Here is a 17,504-nt window from a genome sequence, read left to right as displayed (position 1 = left end):
GTAAAATTTTTTACATACGATTAAAAATCAAAACTGAAAGTAACTGAAGGGATTGGTCTGCCAAATACCGATAATTTGTATCCCCTGATTGTCTCGTAATCCTTCTGAAAATATACGGAATATGCATTTTCTTTCCCCAGCAGATTATAAACTGAGAGTGTCAGACTAGGATGTGCTATCTTATCCGATCTCAGATTACCACTGATTTTTAAGGAAACATCAAATCTGGAATAGTCCGGGATCCTGTATTTGTTTCGATCTGAATACTGGACCATCAGAATATCGTTGACTCGATAAAATGCAATAGGCAATGTTATGGGCCTGCCGGTACTATAGGTATAGTCGGCAGAAAAGCTGAACCGGCGTGAATAAAGATACTGATAAGTAATTATAAGATTGTTTGGCTTATCATAATTAGCCGGATACCAGTTTCCTGAGTTAATTTTTTCCTCTCTGAATACGCTTGTGCTTCTGATAAAAGTCCTGGCATAAGCATAGCTGACACTAAAGCGAGTCCTTCCTTCTGTCTTTTTAACAGCCAGTTCCATACCATATGCTTTTCCCTCCACATCTATCATGTATTGTTCTATATCCCCAACCATAGCAAGTGTAGAGCCTCCCTTAAAATCTACCATATTCTTTATTTCCTTATAATATAATTCAGCTGAAGTCTCAATACGCTTATTCATAAGCACTTGATAAAATCCGACTGCATATTGATCTCCTACTTCCGGTTTAAAATAATAGTCAGACAATTTCCAGGTGTCAGTCGGTGATATTGAGATAGAATTCGATAAAAGGTGAATGTACTGTCTGGTTCTGTTATAATTAATCTTAAAGGAATTCCTATCTGAGATCCTGTAGTTTAATGAAGCTCGCAATTCAGGACCAGCATACTGGCTGGTAATCTCGCCTGTAATGAAATTAATTGTATCAGAAATATTCGAACTGTTTTTTGAGAAACCTGGGTTATATGAGAGAACAGTTTGCGGTCCGAATGAAAAGAATGAAGAGATTCTTATTCCCAGATTTAATGACAAATAATCTGTGATAGAGAATTTATCGTCGATATAGAATGCAGCTTCATATGCCCTTTCTCTCTCTATCATGTTTGGAAGAATGAGCGATGAGTCACCGGCAGGATAATACTTTCCGGGTAGAACAGCATATTTGATTATATCAACACCGGAATTGAATTTGTGACTGCCAAGCAACAAATTAAAATCTGCTTTGAGATGAGTACTGTTGATTTTATGTGACAGTGAATAGGCTTCCGTTGTAATGTCCTGATTCAAAATATAATATTTATATGCACTATTACTTAAGGAAACAGACGAAGAAAGACTACTGTTATAAAAATGAAGCCAGGTAAGAGCCAGAATATTATTGTCGTATTTATAAACAGTGTTCATATTGAACCGGAAGTAGTCGAGACTGAAATATGATGCCAGATCTAACTTATTGTTTTTATTCAGTTTATAAGTTATTTTCGCATCCATATCATAGAATGAACCCCTTTTATCGTGTATCAGAGGATTCTTTATCAGATCAAATATCCAGTTTGAATAGGTTGACCGGGCTGTAAGAATATATGATAATGTATCTTTTATCAAGGGTCCTTCAACCATTAAATGTGTTGTTATTGGGCTTATCCCGACGCTCCCGGCAAATTCTTTATTATTCCCTTCCTTTGATTCAATATCAAGAACAGAGGATATCCGTCCCCCATACCTTCCCGGAATACCTCCTTTGTAAAGAGTAACATCTTTTATTATATCAGAGTTAACTGATGAAAAGAATCCAAAAAAATGTGAAGAATTATAAATTGGAGCACCATAAAGCAGTATCAGATTCTGAGCTGCCGATCCGCCTCTTACATTGAATCCGGCAGAGCCTTCTCCAACCGATTGTACCCCCGGGAGCATGATGATGCTTTTAATAACATCTGATTCACCCATTGTTGACGGCAATAATTTATTAATCTTTTCAACACCTGCTTCAGTGCGATCGAGTGTGGTATTCTTATTAGCAGATACAATTATTTCCTTCAACGAAACCACAGAATTGTCTAACCCAACATTTAATTCTCCTGAGCCATATAGATTTATACTGACTTTTTTTTCTGTTAAACCAATAAATGAAAACTGAATTTCGTGGAATCCGCGTGGCATTGTTAAAGAATAAAAACCATTTTTATTGGAATTTGTTCCAATGCCAAGATTTTTTATATAGATCGTAACGCCTGCCAGATTACTTCCTGTTTCAGAATTTGTTATGATTCCGGTAATTGTGACATTCCCTTGTTTGTTTCTCTCACTTCTGTTTCCTATTTCCACAACTTCATTTGCCTTAAACTGCTGGCCTTCATTGTAATAGGCATTGTCTGATGCAAGTATTTGAGAATTGCCTGTTTGTTCAGGATCATTTGACTTAACTGCAGAGTATCCCTTTGTTATTATTACATTTTCTGAATCATCAATAAAATAAAAGAGGTTTGTGTTTTTGAACAGATTAGTCAAAATGCATGGAAGGTTTTTGCACCCCGGATAACTACCCAGCTTCAGTTCATTCACCCACTCCTCCTTAAAAAGGAATCTGATATTAAACTGACTTTCAGTCTTTGTGACAAATTCGTTAAAAGGTAAACCTTTATAATCCCAGGGTATAGTATAATTCTCCTGCGCCGAAAGAGTTAAGGTTAATGTTAAGAAAAAATACAGAAGAAATTTTTTCGGCTGCATATGTTATTCATCTATTTGCTCAAACTATCATAGAATCTGAGAATCGGAATGAAGCTTTCAGGACTTTTTTTTGAGATCTTTAACTTATTGTTCCTGAGGTAATTCTTAATTACCATTTTGTCTATATTCAATGTATTGATAAAGTCATTTTTGGATAATACCGGATACAAAGATTTGTCTTTAACCAAAAATACTTTGTGAGTCTCAATAAATTCACCATCACTCTTTTCCGTAATATTTGGTGATATGTATTTATTGTATTTTATATACAGAGCTGATTTTCCCTTATATAAAACGCATAAATATCCATTAAAATCATTCTTTCTATTTAACGAATCATCATTGATTTTTTCAAAACGATACATTCTGTTTTCATAACTAATTGAGAAGCTGTCAACCATTTCTTTATTCAACTGAACGATCTCCTCAAGATCAACAGGAATCAATATTTCATCAGAAAAAGTATCATATTTGATCTTAAGATTTTTGTAAGTCCTTCCATAAACTGTAACTGAACCATCTAAAAAATAATCTGTAAAAAGGAATTGATCTCCGTTGATTCTTCGATACAAATTTTTCCAGACTTTCCCGGAATAAAGAGCCTGATTATTTTTCAGAGTATCCTGCTCAGTTATAACTGAATATGCTAGTTCAGTTCTGTCCGATAATATTACTGACGGACTATTTGTAGTCGAAATGGTAAGCAATACAATGGAGATGATTACAATTTGATTCATTTATCAATATGTGATGCGTTTCATTTAAAGTAAAAATATAGAAGATTATTATATCATACTTGATTTTGTAAGAAGAAAATTGATATTGATTTGGCATCATCATTTAAAACTCATATTTTATGAGATTTTACTGTGGTATATGTTGATCTGATTATGAATTTATTATTGACAAGTATTGATATTTGTATTAAATTAGTACTTATTTTTTAGTTTATAACCAAATTTATTACAAAATGAAAACAAAAGAATTCAGATTTGTGATTTTTTTAGTTTTTTTAGGAATCTGTTTTTCTGCCTTTACAACTAATGGGCGGAATGAAAAAACATGACAACCTTTTTAGCTGCAAGAGAGGATCCTTATATGATTCTTTATTGCGGTGGAATTAATGTCACAGATGGAGAAATTGAGTTTGAAGGTACAACACCTGTGTACCCATATACCAATGATGTAGATATTGAAGTTACAAACGGTAATTGGGTAATTGAGTACCATACACTTAGTGCTGAGCAACATATTGATCTAAGTGAAGACCAGGGTTCAAGTGATGGTACAGTTACTATCTGGCCAGATGGTACACCGGGTACATACATATTGGATTTTTATTTGGACAATGTAAAAATGACAGAGCTAACAATCGAGGTGGAATAAAGAATTTTTTTACTTGCAATGTTGCGGAAAAAATCCTTACCAAAGAGAAGGGTTCACTATTATATGAAGAATTGGCCCGATGGCGGAGTCCGGGCGGGCAAAGAAGCATGTGTTTTGCAGCGAAGGGATGGCTGCAGGGAAGGGCTTCAAAACTCTTGCGCGCGCGTCGGAAATCCCGGTGCAGTGAGAACTTGTCGCACTTTGCCTTGCAGCTAACGGCTCGGTGGTATGGGGAGTTGCCGTCTGTGTCGGGGTTGGCATGTGTTTTTGCACAATCCCGGTAGATGAGCAGGATTTGGATGTCACGATAAAATGGTCCAGATGAGTGTGTCCCGATAAGTGAGCAGGGTTTGTCATGGTATGATAAAATTATCACGATGGTGATGCAAAAACCATGACAACGGCGCGAAGGCCAGCAGCCCCATAGACTTTGTCAGGGTAGCAGGATTAGTCACGGTACTAAAAGCTTTATAAGTGGGTGAAAAATTTGGTGATAGACATTGGGGTTATTACGGATTAGTCCGGGCTGCTGAAGGCAATTACCTATACCATCCGGGTTATGTGTAGGGTGGAATTTAAAATTGTCTCGGTATGGATAATTTGTCCTTGTGTCATATAACTATTGTCCAGAATATGAAACTAGCAGGCTCTTTTGCAGCTTTAGGTGTCGGGATGGAAAGTGCGAGCTGCAAATGTGCCTGAAAGCCGAATAAGCAAGCTGAAAAATGGAATTCATCTTTAAGGTAATTTAACTATCAAGATTCAAAGGTCTTTTTGACTGTAAGACATAATTTGTCCATGATAGCTTTGTTTCTAGTTAAAATTTCGTCTTTATAAAAGGAGTATTCATTACTTTTTTTAACCAAATTCTTTTCAGGATCTGAATCAAAGTAGATACTTAAAAGTTTTTCATTTATGGATAATAATCCTTTAGTAAGGTCTTCGAAATATTTATGGTCGTTGGAATCAAAATAGATCTTTAATTCCAAAAGAGTTTCTTCTAATTCGTTTAGATATGGAAAGATTATTTTGTCAATTTCCTTTGTTGGAATTTTCCTATTTAGAATTTCATAAATAGCAATTTGGTGCCACATTAATTCAGCCTTTGCATATTTCGAAAAAAACAACTTAACTGCAATCAGTCTATTCTGCTGAAATAATGAATGATTAATTTCAATTTTTTTCGATTTGTTATCGAGAATTCGCTTCAAGAGGAAGCCAACTGCAAACAGCATCAAAGTAACTTGGCTCCAATAGGTTGTTAATAAATCTTTTATCTCCATTTTTGGAATATTCAGTTTGTCTTTATTTAATCATAACAATAAGATTTTTAATCCAGAAGGCATCTATCGAGTAAAATGCATCTCAATTATGCTTTTATGTGGTTCAAAATTCGGCTTATTCGTCCTTCAAAGCCGGCTTTTGTGCCATCATGGAGTCCATAAGATATAGCTAGCTGGCAGACTTCAATTGCTTTTTCGTATTCTTCATTTTCAGTTAATATAGTAGCATAATGCTGGAAAGTACTAATTCGCGGAAGTGAGCCACCCATGTCTTCTTTCAGAGCAGGGGCAAGTGAGGGAAATTCTTGAAGATGTTTTTCTGAGAATTCAGTGCAAATTTTTCTATACTTCTCATCTTTTCTTAGTTTGTAGCTCTCTGTGACAATTGATTGAAGGAGAAAATGCCTGTCGATTGGATTAGTTTGAGTATTTGCTGCTTTAAGCATTTCTTCAAGATTTCCAGAAGTCCATGCACGAAATGCATCATCAATGGGCAGTGATTTGTCTATGCGTGTAACAAAAGTAGTAGGCTCCTGTTTGTTAGATTTGTTATTACTTCCGAAAAATGATGTAAACCAGTCCATTGTTTATTTGTATAAATATTTATCTAAAGTTATGAATTTTATCTATTCCAATATTCCAGTATTTGCTCAAAAGCGTTGGCAAAAAAAGCATGTGTTTGGCAGCAGCGGGGCTTATCGCAGTGGCAGGCTGCCAAACTCTTGCTTTGTGTGTCGGAAATCCTGGCACATTTAAAAATATTAAATCTTTTGCTGTTATGTGTAGGGTTCTGTCGCGGTAGGTTAACTGTCACGGGACTAACACCTTACACATAACGGCCCGCTGGTATGGGCAGTAAGCGTTGGTGGCGCCGTCCGCCGTTGTGTCATGCCATACTTTAGCCGATAAACAATCCCGGCGTGCAAGCCACCATGGCGCAATTTTTGCCAGTCCCGGCGAAAGATAATTTGTCCCTGTATTACGGGTTTGTCCAGAGCCGGAAAAGATTTTGCAGATGAGTGAGAAGTTAATCGTCATGGCGAAATTGTCACGGTGGCGAGCAAAAATTGTGACAAGCTTATTGCCTATACCAGCGTTGTTAGCATTTGTGCTTAAATTAAAACTGTCCAGATGTGAGGAATTTGTTACGATATCTGAAATTTGTCACGGTTTTCAGTCCTGGCTAACAGGCAAGAATTGTCTTGATAGTGTTATTTTGTTAACAGTACGGGAATTGACTCGGTTTATATATGGTTACAAAATTGTCTCAGGTGTTGGAGCCATCTGCAAAAACCGTAATAGAGATTTAACTAATATTGTTTTGGTGGTAGTTATTTTTTGTTCTCAAGGAAGTATCTAAAGAGATATCCAATTGGAATTATAAGAATAATAAGAAGTCCATATTTCATAGTCATCACGGAAATGATAATTATCGTAATTATGAATAGAATAGAGACATAGATCCAGAATTTTGCATCTTTTGAAGTATCGTAATTAAAATATTTTGGGAATGTAGCCGATAAATTGCTATTTGACTTTTCGGATAATTCGCTAATTGACCTAAAATCAGCAAGAAGCTTTTCAAAATCATCATTTCGGTTAAAATGTGCATGTTTATATAGTTGGAAAGTCATATGATTTTTAAAGTACAGGGTCAATTTTAGTCCAGGTCCGGGGACGTAATCGGAATATTCACTAATGTTTTGAAATAGAGCTTCTTTAGCTTTTTTGATGGTTTGAAGATCCCTTGATAGGTACTCTAATCTAATTTTATTATTAGTAAAGATAATTTTGATAGGCTGAAGTCCTAGTTTTGCAAGAAATATTCCACTAATAGAGCATAATCCAAAGACAACCAAAGTTGTAATTAAATCCAACCACCCTGAGACAACTATGATAAAAGGAAATATCAGCGATACCACTGCAAATATTAAAAAGCAAAGAGGTCTATAATTGTAAATCAAGTATTCTTTATTTATATCCATAATTATTTAATATGCTGCAATTTACAGTTAACCTAATTTAAAATTTGTATAAAATCAAATTTACAAGGATTTTTGGATATTGGGTGTTATTGAAGCCCTGCCTTTTTGGTTAGCATTTGTGCGATCTGTCAAAGGTTACGTTACTGTCACACTATAAGTAAATTGTCCCGGTAGAGCGGAACGCTGCATAAATGCTAACGGCCCGGTGGTAGGTTTAGTTGCCGTCTGTGTCAGGGTTGGCATGTGTTTTTGCATAGTCCCGATAAGTGGCGAAAAGTTGGCTTTCACGATAAGTTGTCACGATGACTGAGTCCCGGTAGACGGCGAGAATTGCTCCGGGTGCAAAAGTTGGCAGATGGCGATGCAAAAACCATGACAACAGTGCGTCGGCCGACAGCCCCATTGACTTTGTCACGGCAGCAGGATTGGTCCCGGTACAAAAAGTTTAATAAGCGGGTGTAAATTACGGTGATAGACATTGGGGTTAATGAGGATTTGTCCGGGCTGGCGAAGGCAATTAAACCTACCATCCGTTGTTAGCACAAGTATTGGATTAAAACTGTCAAGCTACAGAAAGCTGTCACTGTAGTGTCTTGATGTATTTAAAAAGTATAAAGCTATAAATGATTACAAATCTTTTTAGCACAAGTAAATATTTACATTTTTTCTTTAGCTATCTCTAGAGATTTTAGAATACGATTTTTCAAATCATGATCTCCTATTGAACTATTTACTTTATTGATTGCACTATCAACATCAATCCCATCATCCACTGGATTTTGAATTATGAAGTCGATATAATTCATTTCAAGGTTTTTCGTATTTGAAAGAATTTCCAATGTGAATTCAGTATGTTCGATAAGTAACCTATATATTACTCCCCCACTAAATTCGGAAAATTCAACATTGTTCGAGCATTTTTTACAGCAGCAAAGGAAAAACCTTGACAGATCTGTCTCACTAACATTCGTAATATCTTGCGCAATTTGGACGAAATTGGAAGCCCAGCAACTATCACAATTGACTAAATTAGTTTCAATTAATTGAGATTTATGGTTTTCTTTCTTAGATCCACAATTGAATAGAAGTACGATTACAACTAGAGTTAGGATAGTAATTGATGTTTTTTTCATTTAATAACTTTTTAAGGGTAATTCCAATCTATTTACAAAGTTAGCACAAGTAGTTTATTGGTATTTACAGTCCTTACAATACTTTACAAGCAATTCTGGTTTAATATTTAAGTCACTATACTTTATGCCGTATGAGTTCATTACTTTAAATATTTGTGTAGAGTCTATTTTTGTTTTACATAAGCTCAGAACAAACTTAACCTTTTCAAAATCCTTGTTTTTATAAAAGTAAGAAGCTAAAATCATTTTCTCATTTATGGGAGCTATTGAAAGTCTTATTGCTTTATCAAATAAAACCATAGCATTTCCCTTATTCGAATTCCAAATTTCTTCAAGATATGGTTCATCGATATCATCAAATTTTTTGGTTTCGGAATTGAAAATGTAGATCTTTTTTAAAACAAGAATTGAATCAGATTTTGATAATGGAATACGCTCTTGTCCAGAAAGATCTGTTACCGTAGAGAACAATATAATTGCCAAAATTGATAATCGAATAATAATAAGTCTACTCATATTGGAAAAGTTTTGTAATTGTTCTATTTTAAATTGCTAAATTATACTTTGTCTCTTGATATACAAGATTGTCACAAAAAATGAACACCCTAAGTCTTTTCTGTTAGCACAAGTATTTATCTCATGTCGCGCGAGGGGAGAGTCCCGGTAAAAGCAGTATTGTTAATAAAATAACAGATTTGGCAGATGACGGCGCAAGGGCTTTTTGTCTGTCGCGCGAGGGCAGGTCCCGGTAAGAGTGCAGAAACTATCCTGTCAAGACAAAGCATAATAAAAACGGCGCGAGGGCGTAATTGTCACACACAGAAATATTTGTGCTAACGGCTCGGTGGTTAGGATTAGTTGCCGTCTGTGTCAGGGTTGGCATGAGTTTTTGCACAGTCCCGATAAGTGGGCAGGATTTGGATGTCACGATAAAGTTGTCCAGATGAAGGTGTCCCGATAAGTGAGCAGGATTTGTCATGGTATGGTAAAATTATCACGACGGAGATGCAAAAACCATGACAACAGGAGCGAGGGCCGGCAGCCCATAGACTTTGTCACGGTAGCAGTATTAGTCACGGTACCAAAAACTTATAAGTGGGTGAAATTTATGGTGATAGACATTGGGTTGATTAAAAATTTGTCCGGGCTGCCGAAGGCAATTAAGCCTACCATCCGGGTTAGCATTTCGGGCCAATTTTTAACCTGTCATTTTATATGAATTAAATTGTATACAGATACGCGTGTCCGGGGTATCAACCATAAAATATCTGTCTTGAGTAGAAGAGAAAAAGCTAAAACTGTAACGAACAACTTACCCATATTGTCAGGGTTATGGGGCGTAACTATATTAGTGTTATAAATGGCAATATCAATGATGTCATCCAGAGTATAATGGTGTATATAAAATCTGCCATTGATGGAGCAGGTTTATCGACAACAGGTTCTCTCTTGAGTATTTTTATGAATAATCTTCTTAAAGGAAATTGGATTGTTAAAAGGAAAATTGGCAAATATGATGCTGATTTGATAAATCTATAGTCAAACGTAAGAAGTTTCTGAAATAATATGTAGCTGTATATTATCGGAAAAATTGAAATTGCAACTGCTATGAGAAAAAATGATAGATGTTGAAGCATTTTATAATCTAAAACGAACCAACCCCAAATTCCCCAAAAGATAAATCCTGTCATCAAACTAAAATTCTTTGAATTCCCGATAAATGCATAACTTATTAAAATCAAGAGTACAACAACGAGTGAGATAATACTTGTTCGCCTTTTAATCTTTTCTTTTTCTTTAAGCGCGACCTTCTTTGGATCAACCTTCTTTTTTTAAAAATTTGAGGTGATGAGAGAACTGAGAAATCTAATGGTGGTTTTTCAAAACTTTTGATTAATGAAGATTTAATCGTTTTACCTCCAAAATCAATTTTAAACACTTCATTATATTGAGTCACGGCATATACATTATCGTACTCTGTATCATTTTGGGGAACAAAAATTTCTATTTCATAGTTTAATTTCTCTTTTTGGGAAAATCGTTGTGTCTTTCACAAAAGTGTAACCACTAATTATTGGTTTATACTTTATGTTTTCAGGGTAGTATAAATAATTAACCAAAAAATTGAATGACTGATTATCAATATCTTCTTTGGGTATAATGACATACTTATTTGTGTCATACTGATATAACTCAATACAAAAATTCTCTGACAATGATTTATCATACATATAGATCCATTGTCTGATTGCTTTTTTGATCTGGAATAGTGTGCAATCTTGGACTATTATGAAATTAGTTTGGGTCATTGATCAAAGATATTTATTGGTTGGAATTATGCCCAATAGCTTGTTTATAGGATTTATCGACAGTCAAAGTTAAAAACATTTTGAGTCCCGAAACCGAGTGTAATCTGATTTTTCGGTTAGCATTCGGGTCCCCTGATTACGTTACGGAATTGTCACGATATGAGTAAATTGTCACGGCGACTTTGGGCCTGAATGCTAACGGCTCGGTGGTTGCGGTAGTAAGCGTTGGTGGCGCCGTCCGCCGTTACGTGTCCTGGTACTTTAGGTCGGATTAGTCCCGGCGGGCAAGCCACCATGGCGCAATTTTTGCAAGTCCCGGCGAACGATAAAGTTGTCACGATAAACGGATTTGTCCAGAGCCGGAAAGCACGAAATTGGCAGATGATTGATAAGTTAAGTGTCAAGATAAAATTGTCACTGTGGCGAGCAAAAATTGTGACAAGCTTATTACCTCAACCATCCGGGTTAGCATTTGTGCTTAAATTAAAACTGTCCCGATGCGAAAAATTTGTCACGATATCTGAAATTTGTCAAGATTTTCAAGTCCCATCTATCATGCAGGATTTGTCTTGGTAGTGTTATTTTGTTAACAGATGTTGGAGTACTGTTAAAAGTTAAAAAGCATAATTGTTTTTGATTTGGCATTTATTTCAGACATGAGATATGTTTTTTTGTCGTTGTAGTTTGTTAATTTCTTTATGCAGTCGCCTATTTACCTGAACATAATTGCAATACCAAATGAGAGCCGGTTGATTTCCTCAATATGCTCCCACTCATCAAACTGGCCCTGGTCGTATTCCTTTCTTGCAATTGATTTTGTTTTCTGATACTGATATGCTGCAGTAAATAACAAATCACTGTTTTCGTTTAACGGAACTTTAACGCCTACTTCGGGATGCAAAATGAATCCCCCATAATTCCGTAGCCTGGTATCATTTATGAAGTAGGGAGGCCAGTCCAAGTAAAGTTCGTCAAAATGCTTGGCTTTGAAACCAGCAAAAGAATATCCTGACTTTATTACAACAAATGGGGAAATTTTATGATCCCATAATGTATATCGTAATTCAGCAAAAAGCGGATAAAGATTGTAATTGAAAATTTCAAATCCGACTCCCGCTCCTGCTGCCCAATGTTCGTTGAACATATAACCATTTGTAATTGTGAATGAAGGTGCCACGGTCAATTTGGTAAGTAAATCAGGATAATAATATACATGGTTAGGGGCAATATAGGTAGAAGAGTGAGCCTGATATGGTGTGTAATAAGCCGGTTTGTTGGTGAATTGACCGGCTCCTATTAAGAGGCTGACATGCATTATGTTATAAAACCCTTTCTCTTTTCTGTCAAGGAGACTGGAGTTTATTTTATTGCTCTCTCCGTTGAGATTAACTTCTATTCCAGATTGAGCAAAAGTGCTGAGTGTCAGTAATAACGATAAAATGATAAAAAAAATCCTTTTCATAAAAAACATTTTAGGGGATGAGCTTAATATTTTCCAAATCACTTATATCATATAAGAATAAACCTTGTGTATTAGCTACTGCAAGGACATTTCCTGCTTGTGAATAGCAGGTTCCTGATATGTCAGGATAGTTTTTCACAAGCTTAAGTTCATTTTCAGAAGATGAATAAACTGATAGCTCATTTCCAAGAGTAATCACATTGTTTCCTATTCTGAATATTGAAGATGCAGCAGTTGGTATTTTATAATCAATATATTTTTCCATATAAACACTTGTTTCCCCAGGATATTTAAATGCTCCCCAAACTGATTGGCCTGACAGAACCAAAAATTCCTTTAAATCCGGAAGGTAAGTAATATCCAAAGGAGTGAAGGTAGGAAAATATAGATGAAAGGTTAAAGGATAGTTTTCATTATAAGTTATACAATCAGAATAACCAGAGTAATTTCCCTTTCCCAAAATATAAATTAAACTGTCCTTAAAAAACATTCGTGCCGGCCATGCATCACTGTAATAATAAGGAGGAGCATATTTTCCTCTGGGTGTCGTCCACACATTTTCCTCTCTTACAGTGAAAGTACTTGATATGAAAGTACAAATGGCCCAACTATTGTAATTGCCATAAGTATATATTTGATCTGCACCCATTTTAATTATTCCAACGTATGGCTTATCATTTTCAGGATGATTGCTGAACCAGGAATCGGGTAACACTTTAGTCATTAGATTGCCGTATAGACTATCATACTCTGTGAAATCAAGATCCGGCTTCTTGTCCGTCACTGTACCCGTCTGTACATGTGTCTCTGTGCCAACAATAAGTCCTTTTCCTTCCACATAGGGTACATTCCAGTATTCCTTAAAGCTTGTGAACCGGTTAAAATGATTTTTTTGTCGGTGTAAAATATTTGACTGCATGGGATTGCTGACATCAAGGACAACTAAATCTACAAAATTATTACAAAAAAGCCTGTTATCGGCAAGTTCGAAGTCTTTGATATACTTGCACTCAATAAAACACAGATAACTCACACTACCTGCTTTCTTTTCGTAAACGTAAATACCTTTGAGCATGTCGCCTATAAAATAATATTTATCATTGTATACTATCTTGAACGGATCTCCTTGCGGTAGTCTGTCCGTTACCTTTATATTCCCGATTTCATTCATATCGAGATACACTGAATACTCTTTTGTTTGTGAAATTATTTTTGAGTATCTGTAAAGATCTTCATCGTTGTTCTCACATCCAAGCAGAACAAAAATAATTAACAGACAGGAATGATATTTCATAAGGTAATTATCTATTTAAAACAGGATTAGTAGTTAATAATGATAAAAATAAGTATAATTTATTAGTCGTTACGTGCAAAAATCTTGTCATTGAATACAAAATTTTTGATGTTTTATAGTTAAACATTCAATTTGCATATAATCAAATTTATAAGGATTTTTGGATATAGGGTGTTACTGAATCCAATCTTTTTCGTTAGCATTTGTGCGATCTGTCATGGAAGCAAAAACTGTCTTGCTATAAGTAAATTGTCCCGAAGCTTTGGCCCCCGCATAAATGCTAACGGCTCGGCGGTTGCGGTAGTAAACGTTGGTGGCGCTGTCCGCCGTTACGTGTCCTGGTACTTTAGACCGGATTAGTCCCGGCGGACAAGCCACCATGGCGCAATTTTTGCCAGTCCCGGCGAACGATAAAGTTGTCACGGTAGACGGATTTGTCCAGAGCCGGAAAGCACGGATTTGGCAGATGAGTGAGAAATTAATCGTCATGAAAAAATTGTCAAGGTATGGCGCAAAAATTGTGACAAGTTTATTACCCCAACCGTCCGGGTTAGCATTTGTGCATATTTTAAAACTGTCCATATGCAGAGAATTTGTCATGATATATGAAATTTGTCGAGGTTTTCAGTCCTGACTAAGGAGGCAGGATTTGTCATGGTTTTGTTATTTTGTTAACAGTATTAGGCCATGTTTGTTTCATCAAATTTTATTAACAATCTTGATATCTTAATAATTCTTTGATATTCGTCTCTAATAAATCTGTAAGTATCATTTGAGTTGTACTTAGAAGTTAAAAGCGGCTCAAAAAGGTCTAACTTTTCTGTGAATACAATATCTTCTGGTGGGAAAAAACAATAAAGTTTACCGTTTTGAATACTAAGTGGCAAATTATTTTTACTAGTAAATTCGATAAATGGTTTTAATTGTTCTAAACTAGAATTGTCTTGGTAAAAAATTGTCACATTATCCTTGTCGACTTTTTTAAAACCATTTTTGTTTAAATATTTACTATTATAGGGAACAGATTGGTTGAAAAAGATCACATTTTGATTAATGGATCGCTTCATGTCAGTTGAAAAAAGTAAGCCTTTAAAAAATTCATATTTGTTTTTCTTGACAATTATTTCTTGAATACAAACAATATTGTCCTTATGTTTTAACCTTATAAAATCTTCAGTTTTAACCTGATACTTTCTATTTATGGTCAGTAGGCCTGAATTGATAATGTTTATGCAATCCGATTTCTGTTCAGTATCGATAGTGTAATCATCGAAGTAGGAAAGAAATAGGTTTCTGATTATACCTTCTTTATACTTTTTGGAGTAATTTTTAATCAGGTCTTTCAATAGAAAAGCGTAGGGGGCTGGAATGGCAAAATAAATGTAAAAAACGTTAGGTCTTTTGGTTATGATAAAGAGAAACCCTACGATAATTGTTAAAATGATAACAGATATAACTGTAATGGATGTTATTTTTTTATGAAGCGATTTACGTTCATTATCAATTTCTTTTAATTGAGGAAGTATCGATGAAATATAATAGGATCTGAAAGGGTCCATCTGAATGTTATTAGTTCATAGTGTCACAAATATATCTTTTTGTACCAACTCTAGTTATGTTTGGAAAAATGTGGCCTAGCTTGTTTTTAGAATCCACACTTAAACAAATTTACAAGGTTTTCGAATACTGAAACTTGATGAATACTTGATTTTTCGGTTAGCATTTGTGCGATCTGTCATGGAAGCAAAAACTGTCATGCTATAAGTAATTTGTCCCGAAGCTTTTGGCCCCCGCATAAATGCTAACGGCCCGGTGGTTAGGATTAGTTGCCGTCAGTGTCGGGGTTGGCATGAGTTTTTGCAAAGTCCCGGCAGATGGCGATGAGTTTGGTGTCACGATAAAATGGTCCAGATGGCTGAGTCCCGATAAACGGCTGCGAGTTGTCCTGTCACGATGAAACTGTCCTGAGGGTGATGCAAAAACCATGACAACGGCGCGAAGGCCGGCAGCCCTATTGACTTTGTCACGGTAGCCAGGATTAGTCACGGTACAAAAAGTATAATAAGCGGGTGTAAATTACGGTGATAGACACTGGGGCTATAACGGAACAGTCCGGGCTGACGAAGGCAATTAAGCCTACCATCCGTGTTAGGCGCCGGAGTAATTTTAATCCTGTAATACATTAGAAATTTGTTTAAAGACCACTCTGCTCAATCAGAAAAATAATATTTGTTCCAGTCAAGTTGAGAGCATACCTAGTCATCTCATCATCAACTTTCTGTGGAATTTGTCCCTGTCCGTGCCCACTTAACTTATTTCTTATTGCTGGTATTCCGCTCTCCAGAAGATTTGCAAGTGAGGTGAATTGATTTTGCGTAAAGCTTGGCACTAACTCATTTTGCATGCAAATAGAAATAAGCTTTTTTGATGTATCCTTTGTATCAAAATGCCACTTTTTTTCTTTGCAAATTATCTTCATTGTACTTTCAAAAGATTTCAAGCACTCGGTCAAGCATTCTTTATTTTGGCCATGTCTGTAATGGTCATGCGCTTTCATAAATTCATCATTAGCACCTTGAAACTTTTTATGTGTGAGCAGACTAATTGTTGGTTTAATTATTTCTGAGTGTGTATATGTCGAATCAATTCTGATTAATTCACCTCCTTCAAATTGAAATCCTATTCCATGTTCTTTAAATCTATAGTTTAATTCTTCTATGGCTTCTTCAGGTTCCATTTTGAGATTTGTCATAAATTTGTAAGTATTCAGGTCTTTCTTTATAACTCGATCTATATATTTAAAGAAGAACTCAATAACATCAATAGCTTTTTCATTTTCTTTTGTTTGTAGAAAAAAGTTTAGAACTGACTCCTCATCAGTTTCTCTGAATTGCGACTGTCCCAATTTAAAAACGCCGTATTCTCGGCATAAGGATTTGTGAATGAATTCATAAGCTCGTTTTGGTTCATTTTGAGCTGCATGTGACTTCATATCCCCTAATGCATCTCTAATTATATGGATTATCTGAACTCGTAAAGGATTAGGGATATTATCATAGACAAAAACATCAGGGACCTCACCTCTTAATGCTTTTTGTCTTTTTGAGTATAGGTCAAATATTGCCATAATTTAAATACAATTACGTGATTAGCTAGTTGTTAAATTTATGAAATTATTAGAACAATACTTAATTCTTTTGAAGAACCAAAAAAAATATTTGAGGACTCTATGAATTAGTAAAGATTAATAGTGTTGGCGTTCTTTGGATTGAGTAATGTTAATTGAAGATTGATTTTGAATTGTCAGGTTTTAGAATTAGTCAAGATGAGGAGGAGTATGGCTTTAGCTGTTAGGCGCCGGAGTTTCTAAATCCCGGTAGATGAGCAGGATTTGTCATGGTACTGAAAAGTTGTCCCAAGGTCCAAGTCCCGAAAAGTGAGTGAAAGTTGTCCGTCAAAGTAAAATTGGATAAGAAGTGCAGGAATTAAATAGAACATACGAAATATTATTGTCACGGCAAATTCTCTAGCGAAGACGGCATGGGGTGATACGTAACTCTGACGCCTAACGGCCCGCTGGTATGGGCAGTAAGCGTTGGTGGCGCCGTCCGCCGTAGTGTCATGCTATACTTTAGCCGATAAACTGTCCCGGCGGCAAGCCACCATGGCGCAATTTTTGCCAGTCCCGGCGAAAGATAATTTGTCCCTGTATTACGGATTTGTCCAGAGCCGGAAAAGAGTTGGCAGATGAGTGAGAAGTTAATCGTCATGATAAAATTGTCACGGTGGCGAGCAAAAATTGTGACAAGCTTATTGCCTATACCAGCGTTGTTAGCATTTGTGCTTATTTTAAAACTGTCCCGATATGAAGAATTTGTCACGATATCTGAAATTTGTCAAGGTTTCAGTCC

At 35.7% G+C, this 17,504-nt stretch carries 14 protein-coding genes; 1 reads left to right on the top strand and 13 read right to left on the bottom strand.

The features are described 5' to 3' along the window. Positions 1-20 precede the first annotated feature (20 nt). Both IPJ16_02235 and IPJ16_02230 read right to left on the bottom strand, forming a co-directional pair. Positions 21-2,741 (bottom strand): TonB-dependent receptor, encoded by a 2,721-nt coding sequence (locus IPJ16_02235; GenBank protein MBK7626015.1) that lies wholly within the window; start codon positions 2,739-2,741, stop codon positions 21-23. Between the two features lie 11 nt (positions 2,742-2,752). Further along, positions 2,753-3,478: a hypothetical protein gene (locus IPJ16_02230; GenBank protein ID MBK7626014.1), complete on the bottom strand. Its 726-nt coding sequence runs from the start codon at positions 3,476-3,478 to the stop codon at positions 2,753-2,755. Positions 3,479-3,803: 325 nt separating this feature from the next. Between IPJ16_02230 and IPJ16_02225 the strand changes: the two genes are divergently transcribed. Continuing rightward, on the top strand, positions 3,804-4,127 hold the full coding sequence (locus IPJ16_02225) for a hypothetical protein (protein MBK7626013.1): 324 nt from the start codon (positions 3,804-3,806) through the stop codon (positions 4,125-4,127). 755 nt (positions 4,128-4,882) lie between these two features. Here IPJ16_02225 and IPJ16_02220 read toward each other — a convergent pair. The 11 genes from IPJ16_02220 to IPJ16_02170 form a co-directional block, all read right to left on the bottom strand. Further along, entirely contained in the window at positions 4,883-5,410 is a 528-nt protein-coding gene (locus IPJ16_02220; GenBank protein MBK7626012.1) for a hypothetical protein, read from the bottom strand. Positions 5,411-5,496: 86 nt separating this feature from the next. Beyond that, entirely contained in the window at positions 5,497-5,994 is a 498-nt protein-coding gene (locus tag IPJ16_02215; protein MBK7626011.1) for a hypothetical protein, read from the bottom strand. Positions 5,995-6,741: 747 nt separating this feature from the next. Next, positions 6,742-7,395: a hypothetical protein gene (locus IPJ16_02210; GenBank protein ID MBK7626010.1), complete on the bottom strand. Its 654-nt coding sequence runs from the start codon at positions 7,393-7,395 to the stop codon at positions 6,742-6,744. 656 nt (positions 7,396-8,051) lie between these two features. After that, positions 8,052-8,528 carry a hypothetical protein gene (locus IPJ16_02205; protein MBK7626009.1) on the bottom strand — a complete coding sequence of 159 codons (477 nt, stop codon included), beginning with the start codon at positions 8,526-8,528 and terminating at the stop codon, positions 8,052-8,054. A gap of 54 nt (positions 8,529-8,582) precedes the next feature. Continuing rightward, positions 8,583-9,044, bottom strand: coding sequence for a hypothetical protein (locus IPJ16_02200; GenBank protein ID MBK7626008.1), 462 nt, complete (start codon positions 9,042-9,044; stop codon positions 8,583-8,585). Between the two features lie 827 nt (positions 9,045-9,871). Next, entirely contained in the window at positions 9,872-10,219 is a 348-nt protein-coding gene (locus IPJ16_02195) for a hypothetical protein (GenBank protein ID MBK7626007.1), read from the bottom strand. 1,330 nt (positions 10,220-11,549) lie between these two features. Continuing rightward, entirely contained in the window at positions 11,550-12,299 is a 750-nt protein-coding gene (locus tag IPJ16_02190; GenBank protein MBK7626006.1) for a hypothetical protein, read from the bottom strand. A gap of 10 nt (positions 12,300-12,309) precedes the next feature. Then, on the bottom strand, positions 12,310-13,593 hold the full coding sequence (locus tag IPJ16_02185; protein ID MBK7626005.1) for a hypothetical protein: 1,284 nt from the start codon (positions 13,591-13,593) through the stop codon (positions 12,310-12,312). Between the two features lie 174 nt (positions 13,594-13,767). Next, positions 13,768-14,193 (bottom strand): hypothetical protein, encoded by a 426-nt coding sequence (locus IPJ16_02180; protein ID MBK7626004.1) that lies wholly within the window; start codon positions 14,191-14,193, stop codon positions 13,768-13,770. An 80-nt stretch (positions 14,194-14,273) separates the two neighbouring features. After that, entirely contained in the window at positions 14,274-15,152 is an 879-nt protein-coding gene (locus IPJ16_02175; GenBank protein ID MBK7626003.1) for a hypothetical protein, read from the bottom strand. A gap of 635 nt (positions 15,153-15,787) precedes the next feature. Beyond that, a complete protein-coding gene (locus IPJ16_02170) occupies positions 15,788-16,720 on the bottom strand; it encodes a hypothetical protein (protein MBK7626002.1) in 933 nt (310 codons plus the stop codon). Between the last annotated feature and the right edge of the window lie 784 nt (positions 16,721-17,504).

Source organism: Bacteroidales bacterium, assembly GCA_016709865.1.
GTDB lineage: Bacteria > Bacteroidota > Bacteroidia > Bacteroidales > VadinHA17 > LD21.
The sequence above is the reverse complement of the archived record's forward strand: the minus strand, read 5'-3'. Positions and strand labels throughout refer to the sequence as shown.

What these genes read in the sequence shown, in the direction of transcription:
- IPJ16_02235 (MBK7626015.1), bottom strand. Translation starts at nt 2,741, where the DNA reads ATGCAGCCGAAAAAATTTCTTCTGTATTTTTTCTTAACATTAACCTTA.
- IPJ16_02230 (MBK7626014.1), bottom strand. Translation starts at nt 3,478, where the DNA reads ATGAATCAAATTGTAATCATCTCCATTGTATTGCTTACCATTTCGACT.
- IPJ16_02225 (MBK7626013.1), top strand. Translation starts at nt 3,804, where the DNA reads ATGACAACCTTTTTAGCTGCAAGAGAGGATCCTTATATGATTCTTTAT.
- IPJ16_02220 (MBK7626012.1), bottom strand. Translation starts at nt 5,410, where the DNA reads ATGGAGATAAAAGATTTATTAACAACCTATTGGAGCCAAGTTACTTTG.
- IPJ16_02215 (MBK7626011.1), bottom strand. Translation starts at nt 5,994, where the DNA reads ATGGACTGGTTTACATCATTTTTCGGAAGTAATAACAAATCTAACAAA.
- IPJ16_02210 (MBK7626010.1), bottom strand. Translation starts at nt 7,395, where the DNA reads ATGGATATAAATAAAGAATACTTGATTTACAATTATAGACCTCTTTGC.
- IPJ16_02205 (MBK7626009.1), bottom strand. Translation starts at nt 8,528, where the DNA reads ATGAAAAAAACATCAATTACTATCCTAACTCTAGTTGTAATCGTACTT.
- IPJ16_02200 (MBK7626008.1), bottom strand. Translation starts at nt 9,044, where the DNA reads ATGAGTAGACTTATTATTATTCGATTATCAATTTTGGCAATTATATTG.
- IPJ16_02195 (MBK7626007.1), bottom strand. Translation starts at nt 10,219, where the DNA reads ATGACAGGATTTATCTTTTGGGGAATTTGGGGTTGGTTCGTTTTAGAT.
- IPJ16_02190 (MBK7626006.1), bottom strand. Translation starts at nt 12,299, where the DNA reads ATGAAAAGGATTTTTTTTATCATTTTATCGTTATTACTGACACTCAGC.
- IPJ16_02185 (MBK7626005.1), bottom strand. Translation starts at nt 13,593, where the DNA reads ATGAAATATCATTCCTGTCTGTTAATTATTTTTGTTCTGCTTGGATGT.
- IPJ16_02180 (MBK7626004.1), bottom strand. Translation starts at nt 14,193, where the DNA reads ATGACAAATTCTCTGCATATGGACAGTTTTAAAATATGCACAAATGCT.
- IPJ16_02175 (MBK7626003.1), bottom strand. Translation starts at nt 15,152, where the DNA reads ATGGACCCTTTCAGATCCTATTATATTTCATCGATACTTCCTCAATTA.
- IPJ16_02170 (MBK7626002.1), bottom strand. Translation starts at nt 16,720, where the DNA reads ATGGCAATATTTGACCTATACTCAAAAAGACAAAAAGCATTAAGAGGT.